Raw genomic sequence first — 12,776 nt, forward strand, 5'->3', positions numbered from 1 at the left:
CTACCGCTCCCGCATCTCCCACCGCTCGCGCATCGCGGTCAGCGCCGCGGTGATGGCGGGCCGCCGGGAGGCCTGGCTGCGCCAGAGCGCGAAGACCCGCCGGGACGGCTCGGGCTCCACCGGCCTGGCCGCCACCCCGGCGGGCAGCGGTCCACGGCCCAGCCGGGGGACCAGCCCGAGGCCGAGGCCGGCGTCGATCAGCGCGATCTGGGTCTCGAACTCGCCGACCTGGTAGACCACGTCCGGCTCCTCGCCGGCCTCGCGCAGGGTGCGGACCAGCCAGTCGTGGCAGATGTTGCCGGGCGGCACGCTGATCCAGCGCTGCCCGAGCAGCCGGGCGACGGGTACCACGGCGAGTTCGGTGAGCGGGTCCCCGGCGGGCAGCAGCAGGTCGACCGGGTCGGGGCCGAGGTCGAGCCGGGAGACCCCGGCGGGGACGGACAGCGGCACCGTCGGCCAGTCCTGGACCAGCGCGAGGTCGACCTCGCCGCGGGCCACCAGTTCGGCCGCGAGGTAGGGGTCGCTCTCCAGCAGCCGGACGTCCAGCTCGGGGCAGCGCTGCCGCAGGTCGGCCAGGACCGGGGGGAGCAGGCCGCGCGCCCCGGTGGCGAAGGCGGCGATCAGCAGCCGGCCGACGGCCTGGCCGCGCTGCTCCTCCAGGGTGACCTCGGCCTCCTCGACCAGGGCGAGCAGCTGCTGCGCGGTGTCCGCCAGCCGCCGGGCGGCGTCGGTGAGCACCACGCCCCGGCCCTGGCGTTCCAGCAGGACCGTCCGGGTCTCGCGCTCCAGCTTGGCGATCTGCTGGGAGACCGCCGACGGGGTGAAGCCGAGGGCGGCGGCCGCCCGGCCCACGGATCCGTGCACCGCCACCGCGTGCAGGGCCCGCAGGCGTCCGAGATCCATCATCCGCGCCGTCCGGTGGTCCGGCCGTGCCGCCGGATCGGCACGGTTGGTGCAGCAATGCTAAACGGTCTGCTTCAGAAATCATCGCTGGTGCTACACGTTCCCCTCCGGCCATGCTCGACCCATGCCAGCGACCACCGCCACCATGAGCCCCCGTCACATCGCCCTCGCGGTGCTGATCGCCGCCGTCTGGGGCCTCAACTTCGTCCTGATCCACGTCGGACTGGAGAGCTTTCCGCCGCTGCTCTTCTGCGCCCTGCGGTTCGCGGTGGTGGCGGTGCCGGCGGTGTTCCTGGTGGGGCCGCCGCGGGTCGCCCGGCGGTGGATCGTCGCGGTCGGCTGCACGCTCGGGGTGGTGAAGTTCGGGCTGCTCTTCCTCGGGATGCACGCGGGCATGCCGGCCGGGCTGTCCTCGTTGGTGCTGCAGAGTCAGGCGGTGTTCACGGCGCTGTTCGCCGCGGCGGTGCTGCGCGAGCGGCCCACCCGGCTGCGGGCGGCGGGCCTGGCGGTCGCCCTCGGCGGGATCCTGCTGGCCGCGGTGGACCGCGGGCTCGACGGCCCGGTGGGCGCGTTCGTCCTGGTGATCGCCTCGGCCGCGTTCTGGGGGCTGTCCAACGTGCTGACCCGCAAGGCCGCGCCGCCGGACGCGCTGCGCTGGATGGTCTGGGTGAGTGCCGTCCCGCCGCTGCCGCTGCTGGCGCTGTCCCTGCTGGTCGAGGGCCCGGCGGCGGACCTGCGGGCGCTGGCCGGGATCGACCTGGCGGGGCTGGGTGCGATCGCGTACGTCGGGCTGGTCTCCACCCTGTTCGGGTTCGTCGCCTGGAGCTTTCTGCTGCGCAGCTACGACGCCTCGGCGGTCGCGCCGTACTCGCTGCTGGTGCCGGTGTTCGGGATGTCCTCGTCCTGGCTGCTGCTGGGGGAGCGGTTCAGTGCGACGGCGGGCGTCGCGGCCGTGCTGGTGGTCGCCGGGATCGGTCTCACCGCGCTGCGTCCTCGTCGGTCGGGCGCCGCGGTGCCGGCCGGGCCTCGTAGGCCGACTCCGCCCCGCGCAGTGCCTGCAGCAGGGCGCCCTGCTCGGCGGGGCTGACGGGGGCGAAGTACTCCTGGGCGACCTCGTGCCGGACCTGTCCGATCCGTTCCAGCGCCGCCCGGCCGGCGTCGGTGAGGACCAGCCGCACGGCCCGCCGGTCGGTCGGGTCGGGTGTGCGGGTGACCAGCCCGGCCTCCTCCAGGGCGTCCACCACGGTGGTGGCCGAGCGGGGGGCGATGTGCAGCTTGTCGGCCAGCTCGCTCAGCCGCATGGTCTCCCGGCCCTCGCAGCCGGGGGCGTGCGCGAGCGTGCGCAGGGCGCGGGCCTGGCCGGGGGTGATCCCGTACGGCTCCAGGCGTTGCATGGTCTGCCGACGGATCCGCTTCATCGCCCGGGTGAGCGCGTCGGCGAGTTCGGCGGCGGTGTCGGCCGTCGGCGGGGTGGTCATGGCGGGCTCCGGGCTCGGCGTGCCCCTGGCCGGAGGCCCGGAAGGGGTGGGGTCAGGGTATCCGGCGGGCGGAGACGGGTCCCGCCCCTCGCGGCGCCGCCGGGTGCGGTCCCGCCCCGCACGTTATTGAGCCAAACTCAGCATCTGGGGTACGGTGGGTGAACTTAGGCAACCCTAACTTTGGAGTTCCGATGGCACGTTCCGAGGCCCGCGTCCGCACCGACCGCCCGGCCCGCTACGGCAAGCAGCTGGCCGCCCACATGGGACGCAAGATCCGGGCCGACTGGTCGGAGGAGGCCGGCCGCGGCGAGCTCGCCTTCCGGGGCGGCACCGCGACCCTGGTCGCCGAGCCGGGCGCCCTGCTGCTCGCCGTCGAGGGTGCGGCCGAGGAGCTGCCCGGCCTGGAGGACGTGGTCGGTCGCCACCTGGTCCGCTTCGGTACCCGGGACGAGCTGGTGGTCGAGTGGCACCGCGACAACGGCGAGCCCGGCCTGGTCCACCGCAACGAGGAGGAGCCCGCCGACGGTCAGTGACCGTCGGGGCCGTCCAGGCCGTCGTGACCACAGTGGCCACCGTGACCGCCGGCAGCCGCCCCAGGGTGCTCCCCGGGCGGCGGCGCGAGCCGGCGGGACAGCGCCCACAGCACCAGGCCGCCCAGGCACCAGCTGGCCAGCACGTCCAGCAGCCAGTGGTAGTCGCTCCACACCAGCCCCCAGCCGACGCCCGCGCACAGCAGTGCGGTCGCCGCGTACAGCAGCCGGCGGGCCCGGTGGCCGAGCTCCCGGCCGACCAGCAGCGCGACCGTCCCGTACGCGATGGTCGAGGTCGCGGTGTGGCCGGACGGGTACCAGCCGAGCTGCTCGGGGGTGAGCGGCACGCCGAACGGGCCGGGCCGGGCGAAGAAGGCCTTGGCGGGGATGACGAGGGCCGGGACGGCGGCTCCGGCCAGCGCGGCGACCGGCAGCGGCAGCCACCAGCGCGGGGAGCCGGCGCGGCGCCGCAGTGCGGCCGCCAGCGCGCCGCCCAGCAGGAGCAGCGGGAAGGCCGGGACGTTGCCGCCGAGGTCGGAGAGGGCGGCGCCCAGGTGGTTGACCGGCGTGCTGTGTAGCGCGTGGCGGAAGTCCCAGGTGGCGTGGCGGGCGCTGCGGTCCAGGCCCAGCAGCGGGCCGTCGGCCCGGACCTGCCAGGAGATCACCGCCAGCACCAGGGCGAGCGCCACCGGTACCGCGGAACGCATGAGCCGCCCCGAGGCGGGGGGGAGAGCCCCGGGGCGGCTGAGGTGATCGCCGCTCCGTGCGCCCCGGGGGGTTTGGGGCGGACGGCCGGTCGATCGGTCATGGGTGTCCACGACCCCGGCGGGGGCCTCGGACGGTGTGGTCGCTAAGTCGTCGGGCTCGCTGTCCATCTGTCATGACAGTACGTCATGACCCTGCCGCTGCGGGATGGTTCGAGGGATCGCCACAGCATCTTCACCGGCACGGATACAACCTCCATGGTCACTCGGTGGTCTGTGAACATTCTCCGAACGGGGGCACGGAAACCGTACGAAAACGGAGCGGCCCGGTCCGTGGTGGACCGGGCCGCTCCGAGCGTTCGGCTGCCGTCAGACGGCGGCGAAGGCGCTCTCGATGATGTCGAGACCCTCGACCAGCAGGTGCTCCGGCATCACCAGCGGCGGCAGGAAGCGCAGCACGTTGCCGTAGGTGCCGGCGGTCAGGACGACCAGGCCCTCGGCGTGGCAGGCCTTCGCCACGGCGGCGGTGAACTCGGGGTTCGGGTCCTTGGTGCCCGGCTTGACCAGCTCGACGGCGATCATCGCGCCGCGGCCGCGGACCTCGCCGATCACGTCGAACTTCTCCTGCATGGTGCGCAGGCGGCCGAGCATGACCTCGCCGATCCGGCGGGCCTTGCCGTTGAGGTCCTCGGACTTCATGGTCTCGATCGAGCCCAGCGCCGCGGCGCAGGCCACCGGGTTGCCACCGTAGGTGCCGCCCAGGCCGCCGGCGTGCGCGGCGTCCATGATCTCGGCGCGGCCGGTCACGGCGGCCAGCGGCAGACCGCCGGCGATGCCCTTGGCGGTGGTGATGAGGTCCGGGACGACGCCCTCGTCGTCGCAGGCGAACCAGTCGCCGGTGCGGCAGAAGCCGGTCTGGATCTCGTCCGCGACGAAGACGATGCCGTTGGCCTTCGCGTACTCGGCGATCGCCGGGAGGAAGCCCTTGGCCGGCTCGATGAAGCCGCCCTCGCCCTGGATCGGCTCGATGATGATCGCCGCGACGTTGTCGGCGCCGATCTGCTTGTTGATGATGTCGATCGCCTGCGCGGCGGCCTCGGCGGCGCAGTTCTCGGCACCGGTCAGCCAGCGGTAGGGGTAGGCGACCGGGACGCGGTAGATCTCCGGCGCGAACGGGCCGAAGCCCTGCTTGTACGGCATGTTCTTCGCCGTCAGACCCATGGTCAGGTTGGTGCGGCCGTGGTAGCCGTGGTCGAACACCACGACGGCGGTGCGCTTGGTGTACACCCGCGCGATCTTGACCGCGTTCTCGACCGCCTCGGCACCCGAGTTGAACAGCGCGGTGCGCTTCTCGTGGTCGCCCGGGGTCAGCTCGTTGAGCTGCTCGGCCACGGCCACGTAGCCCTCGTACGGGGTCACCATGAAACACGTGTGGGTGAAGGCGGCCAGCTGCTCGGTCGCCTTGGCGACCACGGCGGCGGCGCTGTTGCCCACGTTGGTCACGGCGATGCCGGAACCGAAGTCGATGAGGGAGTTGCCGTCCACGTCCTCCAGCACGCCGCCACCGGCGCGCGAGATGTAGACCGGCAGGGTGGTGCCGACACCGGCGGCCACCGCGCCGAGCTTGCGAGCCTGCAGCTCCTGCGACTTCGGGCCGGGGATCGCGGTGACCAGACGGCGCTCCTGCGGGAGCGGCGTTGCAGCGCTCATGGTGTTCTCCAGATTCTCAAGACGCGGTCCTCGCAGGCTACGGCGGGCCCGGCCGCGCAGGCATGCGCCACTCGGTAGCAGTGGGCCGTACGACTTGTCCGGCGCGGCCAGTGATCGGAGATCGGTTACCGCTCGGTCCTCCTCCACTACATTGAGCGCGGGCGTGTCGCCGGGTGGGCGGCATGGGTAGAGGCGGCACGGATGGACCGATCGTGCCGGGGTGGCGTAGGGAGCGGGGCCGCGATGGGACTGGACGGCGGACACGGGCAGCAGGCCGCGCGAACGGGCGGACGGTCCGCGGTACCCCCGCAACCCGGTCCCCGGGAGGGTGGCCGGCCGCCCTTCGACCTCGCCGGCTGGTCCGCCGAGCCGAGACCGGAGACCGCCCCCGGCATCTTCCGCCTCCACTACCGCCCGCTCGACGAGAACCGCAGCCTCGACGCCGCCGTGCCGGCCGGCCCGCTGCTGCTGCGTGCGGCGCTGAACCTGGTGGTCGGCTGGCTGGCCTTCGTCTACGGCCGGCAGGCGCTGTTCTCCCTGCTCGGCCTGCTCGGCCTCGGCGGGCTGCCGCTCGTGCCGACGATCCTGATCGCCCTGCTGCTGAACCTCGCCCTCGCCTACGCCGTGATCAGGATCTTCGGCCGGATGGGCCGCTGGCCCGAGATCTGGCGCCGCTACCTGCTCCCGATGCTGTCGCGCACCGTCACCCACGAGGAACCGGCCGCACCGCCGCCCGGCACCACGACCGCGGCCCCGGCCGACCCCTGGCAGGACCTGAGGTCCGGCGGGGCCGGGCAGGCCGCCGCCCGGCTGGACGCCGAGGCCGTCGGCGACGTCGACTACGTCCGGATCCGGCAGGCCTGGCAGGCGGTGCTGGACGCGCCCGTCCTGCTGCCCGACTTCACCGAACAGGTGCTGGTCCGCGGCGCCGCCGCCTGCGCCCACCCCTCCGAGGCGCGCGACCTGCCCGGCCGCGGGGCCCGGCACGACCTGCTGGTCCGCCAGGTCCGGCTGGGCACCGCCCAGAACGTCGTGAAGAACCCGCCCGCCCACCGTTCGGCGGGCTTCGCCCTCGATCCGGCCACACTCGGAACCTCACTGCTCGCGGTCGGCCCGGCCGGCACCGGCAAGACCACCGGCCTGGCCCGCCCGCTCGCCGAGGCGCTCTGCCTCCAGGCGCTGGCCGGCACCGCCTGCGCGGTGGTGGTCGGCGCCGCCGACAGCGACCTCGGCCCGGACTCCTGGTACGACGTGGTGATCGCCCCCGGCGACCCGGCCGCGCCGTACGGGCTCGATCTGTACGGCGCCGCCCGCACCGCCGACGAGGCCGCCGCCCGGCTGGCCGACGCCCTGCTGCCGGACGAGCTGGTGCTGCGCGCGGAGAGCGCCCGGACGGCCCTGCAGCAGGTGGTCGGCCCGTTCCACGCCGCCCACGGCCGCTACCCCGGCGTGCGCGAACTGCGCGGTCTGCTGGGCGGCGACGAGGAGGGCTGGGCCGAGCTGGCCGAGGCGCTGCGCACGGCCGGCCGGGACGCGGTGTTCGAGGCCGACCTCCAGCAGCGGGCCCGCCGGCGCGGCCGGGCCGACGACCCGGGGGTGCTGCTCGCCGACCGGCTGGCCCTGCTGGACCGCCCGGTCTTCGCGGACTGCTTCGCCGGCACGCCCGACGCCAAGCCCGCCTTCGCGATGCGCGCCCTGGACCACCCGCTGCGGGTCCGGGTGAAGCTGCCAGAGCGCAGTCACCCGGAGGCCGCCCGGATGCTGGCCCGCCTGGTGGTCGGCCAGTTCCTCCAGGCCGCCGCGGTGCGGGAGGAGCGCCAGCTGTTCGCCGGCCTGGTGGTGGACGACGCCTCGGCCGCGGTCGACCAGCACGCGGTGCGCGGCCTGCAACGGATGCGCGGCCTCAACGCGGGCGCCGTGCTGCTGCTGCGCACCCTGGTCGACCTGCCGGAGGCGCTGCGGGCTCCGCTGTTCGGTGCGGTCGGCTGCCGGATGGCGTTCCCGGGCATCGCGCCCTGGGACGGCAAGCTGTTCTCCGAGGCCTGGGGCACCCACCTGGTCACCGAGACGGCGGTCACCCACACCCCGGACACCTCCGGCGGGCTGGTCCGCAAGTCGGGGCGGGCGCTGCGCAAGGCCCTGTCCGGCACGGCCGCGCAGACCCAGAGCGTCACCACCCGGGACGTCGAGCGGCACCGTTGGTCGCCCTCGGACCTGGCGCACGCGCTGCCGACCGGCCACGCGGTCATCTCGTTGTCGACCGTGACCGGCGAACAGGTGCCGCCGCTGCTGGTCGACCTGCGCAGCTGAGCCCGGCGGCAGGCCGTTTCGGCAGGGCCGGTGCGGAGCCGGTGACTCCGGTCCGGTGGATTCGGCGTTCCGGCTTGTCCGGGCCGTACATAATGGGGGTGACCCCTCTCTCGCCCGGCCGCAACGGCGCGGCCTGGTCGAACCACCGAAGGTGCCATGCCCCCCACACTCGCCTCCGTCGTCCGCAACACCGCGCTCCACCTCACGGTCCTCGCCGGCGCGGACCACCTGGAGCGGCCGGTCCGCTGGGTGCACACCAGTGAGCTGGACGATCCGACGCCCTTCCTGGAGGGCGGCGAACTCCTCCTCACCACCGGCATCAAGCTGGGCAAGAGCGCGGCCCGCCTGCAGGCGTACGTCCACCGGCTGGCCGATGCCGGGGTGGTCGGGCTGGGACTGGGCGTCGGCCTGTCGCACACCGAGGTGCCGCAGGCGCTGGTCGACGCGGCCGCGCAGCGCGGTCTCCCGCTGCTGCGGGTGCCCGAGGCCACACCGTTCATCGCGATCTCCAAGGCGGTCTCCGCAGCCCTCGCCGCCGAGCAGTACGAGGCGGTCACCACCAGTTTCGAGGCGCAGGAGGAGCTGACCCGGGCGGCCCTCGGCAAGGACGGCACCACCGCGGTGGTCCGCCGGCTCGCCGCCCGGCTCGGCGGCTGGGCCGCGCTCTACGACGGCTCCGGCGCGCTCTCCGCGGTGGCCCCGGACTGGGCGGCCCGCCGGGCCGGCCGGCTGGCCGCCGAGGTGGACCGGCTGCGCCGTAGACCGGCGCCGTCCAGCGCCGCGCTGCAGGGTAGGTCCCCGGGGATCGACACCGCCGACGAGGACTACGTGGTGGTCCAGTCGCTGGGCGCCGACCGCCGGGCCCGCGGCTTCCTCGCGGTCGGCACCGAGGACCGGATCACCCCGACCGAGCGCTACGTCCTGAACGCGGCCGTCGCCCTGCTCACCCTGACCCTGGAGCGGTCGCGCGAACTGCGGCAGGCCGAGGAGCGGATGGGCGCCGCGCTGCTGCGGATGGTGCTCGCGGGCGAGGTCGCCACCGCCCGGCAGGTCGCCTCCGGCCTGTTCGGCGGGCTGCCGGAGGGGACGATAAGGGTGCTGGTGGCCGGCGCCGCCGCGGGCCCGGAGGCGGCCGAGGCGCTCGGCGAGCTCGGTGACCGCGCCGAGCAGGCCGGCGGAAAGGTCGGCGAACGGCTGCTGGTCTCCCGCGAGGACGGCCCGCACGGCCCCCGGCTGATGGTGCTCGCCCTGGACAACGGCGCCGCGCACCGGGCCTGCCTCGGCGCGGTGGAGGAGCAGGAGGGGCTGTCGCTCGGTGTCTCCGCCCCGGCCGCCCTGGAGGACGCGGGCACGGCGTACGCCCAGGCCGAGCGGGCGCTCGCGGTGGCGCAGCGCGGCGGGCGGCGCTCGGTCGACCATGAGGAGGTCGGTGCGGGGTCGCTGCTGCCGCTGCTCGGCGAGGAGGCCGTCACCGCCTTCGCCGAGGGTCTGCTGCGGCCGCTGCGCGACCACGACCGGACGGCCCGCGGCGACCTGGTGGCCAGCCTGCGGGCCTGGCTGTCGCGGCACGGTCAGTGGGACGCGGCCGCGGCCGACCTCGGGGTGCACCGGCACACGCTGCGGTACCGGATGCGCCGGGTGGAGGAGCTGCTCGGCCGTTCCCTCGACGACACCGACGTCCGGATGGAGCTCTGGCTCGCGCTGCGCTCCGGCGAGGACTGAGCCCGGCCGCGGGCCTGCCATCGTGGAGTGGACCGGAGGGGTTCCGCTCCGCTGCGTCCAATCCGGTTTGACCCGTCCGGGTCCTACCGTGGGTGTCAGGCTCCCCGTCCGTGGAGCCGCAGACGACGAGGAGAGGGCCGGTACGACCGTGACCACCACCCATGAGTTCTGGCTGGCCGGCCGCAGGGCGAGCGGCGACGGGGACTTCGAGGTCCGCCACCCGTACGACGGCAGCCTGGTGGGCAAGGTCAGCGTGCCCACCGACGCGCAGGTGGAGGAGGCCGTGGCCGCCGCCGCGGCCGTCGCGCCGGCCTTCGCCGCCACCCCCGCGCACGTCCGCGCCGCCGCGCTGGACCACGTGTCCAAGCGTCTGGCCGAGCGCACCGAGGAGATCGCCCGCCTGATCACCGCTGAGAACGGCAAGCCGATCAAGTGGGCCCGCGGCGAGGTCGGCCGGGCCGTCTCGGTGTTCCGCTGGGCGGCCGAGGAGGCCCGCCGGACGAACGGCGAGACCATGCGGCTGGACACCGACCCGGGCGGCACGGGCCGCTTCGCGGTGGTGCGCCGCTTCCCCAAGGGTGTGGTGCTGGGCATCGCCCCGTTCAACTTCCCGCTGAACCTGGTCGCGCACAAGGTCGCCCCCGCGATCGCCGTCGGCGCCCCGATCATCCTCAAGCCGGCCCCGGCCACCCCGCTGTCCGCGCTGGTGCTGGGCGAGATCCTGGCCGAGACCGAGCTGCCGGCCGGCGCCTGGAGCGTGCTCCCGGTGCCGAACGAGAAGATGCCGGCGCTGGTCCAGGACGAGCGGCTGCCGATCATCTCGTTCACCGGTTCCGACAAGGTCGGCTACCAGATCATGGACTCGGTGCCGCGCAAGCACGTCACCCTGGAGCTCGGCGGCAACGCCGCGGCGCTGGTGCTGGCGGACTGGTCCTCGGAGGCCGACCTGGAGTGGGCGGCTACCCGGATCGCCACCTTCGCCAACTACCAGGGCGGCCAGTCCTGCATCTCGGTGCAGCGGGTGATCGCCGACGCCTCGGTGTACGACGCGCTGGCGGAGAAGGTCGTCGCCAAGGTCCAGGCGCAGGTCACCGGTGACCCGGGCGACGACTCGGTGGACGTCGGCCCGCTGGTGGACGAGAACGCCGCCAAGCGCGTCGAGGCCTGGGTCGAGGACGCGGTCGCCAAGGGCGCCAAGGTCCTCACCGGCGGCACCCGCGACGGTGCGGCCTACGCGCCGACCGTGCTCGCCGAGCTGCCCGCCGACGCGATCCTGGCCACCTCCGAGGCCTTCGGCCCGGTCCTGTCGCTGCACCGGGTGGACTCCACCGAGGAAGCCTTCGCCGAGGCCAACAACTCCGCCTTCGGGCTGCAGGCGGGCGTGTTCACGCACGACGTGCAGGTCGCCTTCCGCGCGCACCGCGAGCTGGAGGTCGGCGGCGTGGTCATCGGCGACGCCCCGTCCTACCGGGCCGACCAGATGCCGTACGGCGGCGTGAAGGACTCCGGCGTCGGCCGCGAGGGCGTCCGCTACGCGATGGAGGACTTCACCTACGAGCGGGTCCTGGTGCTGACCGGCATCGACCTCTGAGCACCGCTCCCCGAGGCACCCGGAGCCCCGTCACCGCAGGCCGGTGGCGGGGCTCCGGCCCGTCTTGACACCCCCGGGCACCCGGCGTAGTCCGGAAAGAGGGGGCGGCGAGAGGAGAGCGGCCATGCTTGGTGACCAGCTGGGCTCGGAAGAGGGCCGGACGACGGTGCGGCGGGTGGTGGCGGCCGACCACGGGCTGCCCCCGACGGTCGAGACCTCGTTCGAGGCGGACGGGCAGCTCCTGGGCGTCCCGGTGCACGACATCGGCACCTACTCGGGGCGGCTGCGGGCCGACGGCACGCTGGCGGGTGTCGGGCAGGGTGTCCTGATGAGCCCGAGCGGCGCGCACGCCACCTGGTCGGGCCAGGGCGTGGGACGGTTCACCGACAGCGGCGGCACCAGCTGGAGGGGCTCGCTGGTGTACGACTCGTCGTCGCCGGAGTTCGCCGGGCTGAGGGGTGTCGCCGGTCTGTTCGAGTGGGAGGTCGAGGCGGACGGCTCCGCCCACGGGAAGCTCTGGGCCTGGAGGTAGCGCGTCCGGGCGGGCGAGCCCGGGGGAGCGGGCACGGCGGCCCGGCGGGCAGGACACAATGGTGCCCATGAACTCGCTCGCCCACCCGCAGCTGCGCTTCACTCCGGTCGTCAAGGACCCGTCCGCCCCCAGGGAGCTGGTGATCCTGGGCTCCACCGGCTCGATCGGCACCCAGGCCATCGACGTGGTGCTGCGCAACCCGGACCGGTTCAAGGTGGTCGCCCTGTCGGCGGCGGGCGGCCGGGTGGCGCTGCTGGCGGAGCAGGCGCTGCGGCTGGGCGTGCACACCGTCGCGGTGGCCGACGAGGCGGCCGTCCCGGCACTGCGCGAGGCCCTGGCGGCCGGCGCCGCCGGCCGTCCGCTGCCGGAGGTCCTGGCGGGCCCCGAGGCGGCCACCGAGGTGGCCGGGATCGAGTGCCACTCGGTGCTCAACGGCATCACCGGCTCGATCGGCCTGGCCCCGACGCTGGCCGCGCTGCGGGCCGGCCGGGTGCTGGTCCTCGCCAACAAGGAGTCGCTGATCGTCGGCGGCCCGCTGGTGAGGGAACTGGCGGCGCCGGGCCAGATCGTCCCGGTCGACTCCGAGCACACCGCGATCTTCCAGGCGCTGGCCGGCGGCACCCGCGCCGAGGTCCGCAAGCTGGTGGTCACCGCCAGCGGCGGCCCGTTCCGCGGCCGCACCAGGGACCAGCTGGCCACCGTCACCCCCGAGGACGCGCTGGCGCACCCGACCTGGGCGATGGGCCCGGTGATCACGATCAACTCGGCCACCCTGGTGAACAAGGGCCTGGAGGTGATCGAGGCGCACCTGCTCTACGACGTGCCGTTCGACCGGATCGAGGTCGTGGTCCATCCGCAGTCCGTCGTCCACTCGATGGTGGAGTTCTCGGACGGTTCCACGCTGGCCCAGGCGAGCCCGCCGGACATGCGGATGCCGATCGCGCTGGGCCTCGGCTGGCCCGACCGCGTCCCGGACGCGGCCCCCGGCTGCGACTGGACCAAGGCCGCCACCTGGGAGTTCTTCCCGCTGGACGACGACGCCTTCCCGGCGGTGGAGCTGGCCCGCGAGGTCGGCACGCTCGGCGGTACGGCCCCCGCGGTCTTCAATGCGGCCAACGAGGAGTGCGTGGATGCTTTCCTGAAGGGCCGGCTGCCCTTCACCGGCATCGTGGACACCGTCGCGAAGGTGGTGGCCGAGCACGGCGCCCCGGCGGGAACTTCTCTCACCGTCGCGGACGTCCTCCACGCGGAGGACTGGGCCCGCGCCCGGGCCCGGCAGCTGGCGGCGGGTTGAGC

Annotated in this window: 11 protein-coding genes; 7 read left to right on the top strand and 4 right to left on the bottom strand. The window is 74.6% G+C overall.

The genetic code is table 11. From position 1 onward, the window contains the following. Positions 1 to 906, bottom strand: coding sequence for a LysR substrate-binding domain-containing protein (locus tag ACIOFR_RS31745; RefSeq protein WP_401002690.1), 906 nt, complete (start codon positions 904 to 906; stop codon positions 1 to 3). 142 nt (positions 907 to 1,048) lie between these two features. Here ACIOFR_RS31745 and ACIOFR_RS31750 point away from each other — a divergent pair, with 142 nt between their 5' ends. Further along, the gene (locus ACIOFR_RS31750; RefSeq protein WP_401002730.1) at positions 1,049 to 1,990 is read left to right on the top strand and encodes an EamA family transporter; all 942 of its coding nucleotides are present in this window, start codon (positions 1,049 to 1,051) and stop codon (positions 1,988 to 1,990) included. On the opposite strand, the gene ACIOFR_RS31755 is transcribed toward ACIOFR_RS31750, so the two are convergent. Then, complete coding sequence (locus ACIOFR_RS31755; protein ID WP_401002691.1) at positions 1,881 to 2,381, bottom strand: MarR family winged helix-turn-helix transcriptional regulator; 501 nt, start codon at positions 2,379 to 2,381, stop codon at positions 1,881 to 1,883. The two genes, ACIOFR_RS31750 and ACIOFR_RS31755, sit on opposite strands and share 110 nt — an antisense overlap. 191 nt (positions 2,382 to 2,572) lie before the next feature. On the opposite strand from ACIOFR_RS31755, the gene ACIOFR_RS31760 reads away from it, so the two are divergent. Then, entirely contained in the window at positions 2,573 to 2,914 is a 342-nt protein-coding gene (locus ACIOFR_RS31760; RefSeq protein ID WP_401002692.1) for a DUF2218 domain-containing protein, read from the top strand. Here the strand turns inward: ACIOFR_RS31760 and ACIOFR_RS31765 are convergent. Further along, positions 2,908 to 3,618 carry a phosphatase PAP2 family protein gene (locus tag ACIOFR_RS31765; protein WP_401002693.1) on the bottom strand — a complete coding sequence of 237 codons (711 nt, stop codon included), beginning with the start codon at positions 3,616 to 3,618 and terminating at the stop codon, positions 2,908 to 2,910. The two genes, ACIOFR_RS31760 and ACIOFR_RS31765, sit on opposite strands and share 7 nt — an antisense overlap. Before the next feature lie 366 nt (positions 3,619 to 3,984). Continuing rightward, a complete protein-coding gene (gene gabT, locus ACIOFR_RS31770; protein ID WP_401002694.1) occupies positions 3,985 to 5,325 on the bottom strand; it encodes a 4-aminobutyrate--2-oxoglutarate transaminase in 1,341 nt (446 codons plus the stop codon). 243 nt (positions 5,326 to 5,568) lie between these two features. On the opposite strand from gabT, the gene ACIOFR_RS31775 reads away from it, so the two are divergent. From ACIOFR_RS31775 to dxr, 5 genes are all read left to right on the top strand, one after another. Then, complete coding sequence (locus ACIOFR_RS31775; protein WP_401002695.1) at positions 5,569 to 7,635, top strand: ATP-binding protein; 2,067 nt, start codon at positions 5,569 to 5,571, stop codon at positions 7,633 to 7,635. Positions 7,636 to 7,791: 156 nt separating this feature from the next. Continuing rightward, positions 7,792 to 9,357: a PucR family transcriptional regulator gene (locus tag ACIOFR_RS31780; protein ID WP_401002696.1), complete on the top strand. Its 1,566-nt coding sequence runs from the start codon at positions 7,792 to 7,794 to the stop codon at positions 9,355 to 9,357. Positions 9,358 to 9,505: 148 nt separating this feature from the next. Further along, a complete protein-coding gene (locus ACIOFR_RS31785) occupies positions 9,506 to 10,948 on the top strand; it encodes an aldehyde dehydrogenase family protein (RefSeq protein ID WP_401002697.1) in 1,443 nt (480 codons plus the stop codon). A 124-nt stretch (positions 10,949 to 11,072) separates the two neighbouring features. Further along, positions 11,073 to 11,480 carry a hypothetical protein gene (locus ACIOFR_RS31790; protein WP_401002698.1) on the top strand — a complete coding sequence of 136 codons (408 nt, stop codon included), beginning with the start codon at positions 11,073 to 11,075 and terminating at the stop codon, positions 11,478 to 11,480. Positions 11,481 to 11,547: 67 nt separating this feature from the next. Beyond that, positions 11,548 to 12,774: a 1-deoxy-D-xylulose-5-phosphate reductoisomerase gene (dxr, locus tag ACIOFR_RS31795; protein WP_401002699.1), complete on the top strand. Its 1,227-nt coding sequence runs from the start codon at positions 11,548 to 11,550 to the stop codon at positions 12,772 to 12,774. The last annotated feature ends 2 nt before the right edge of the window (positions 12,775 to 12,776 follow it).

The organism is Kitasatospora sp. NPDC088346 (assembly GCF_044740765.1).
Taxonomy (GTDB): domain Bacteria; phylum Actinomycetota; class Actinomycetes; order Streptomycetales; family Streptomycetaceae; genus Kitasatospora.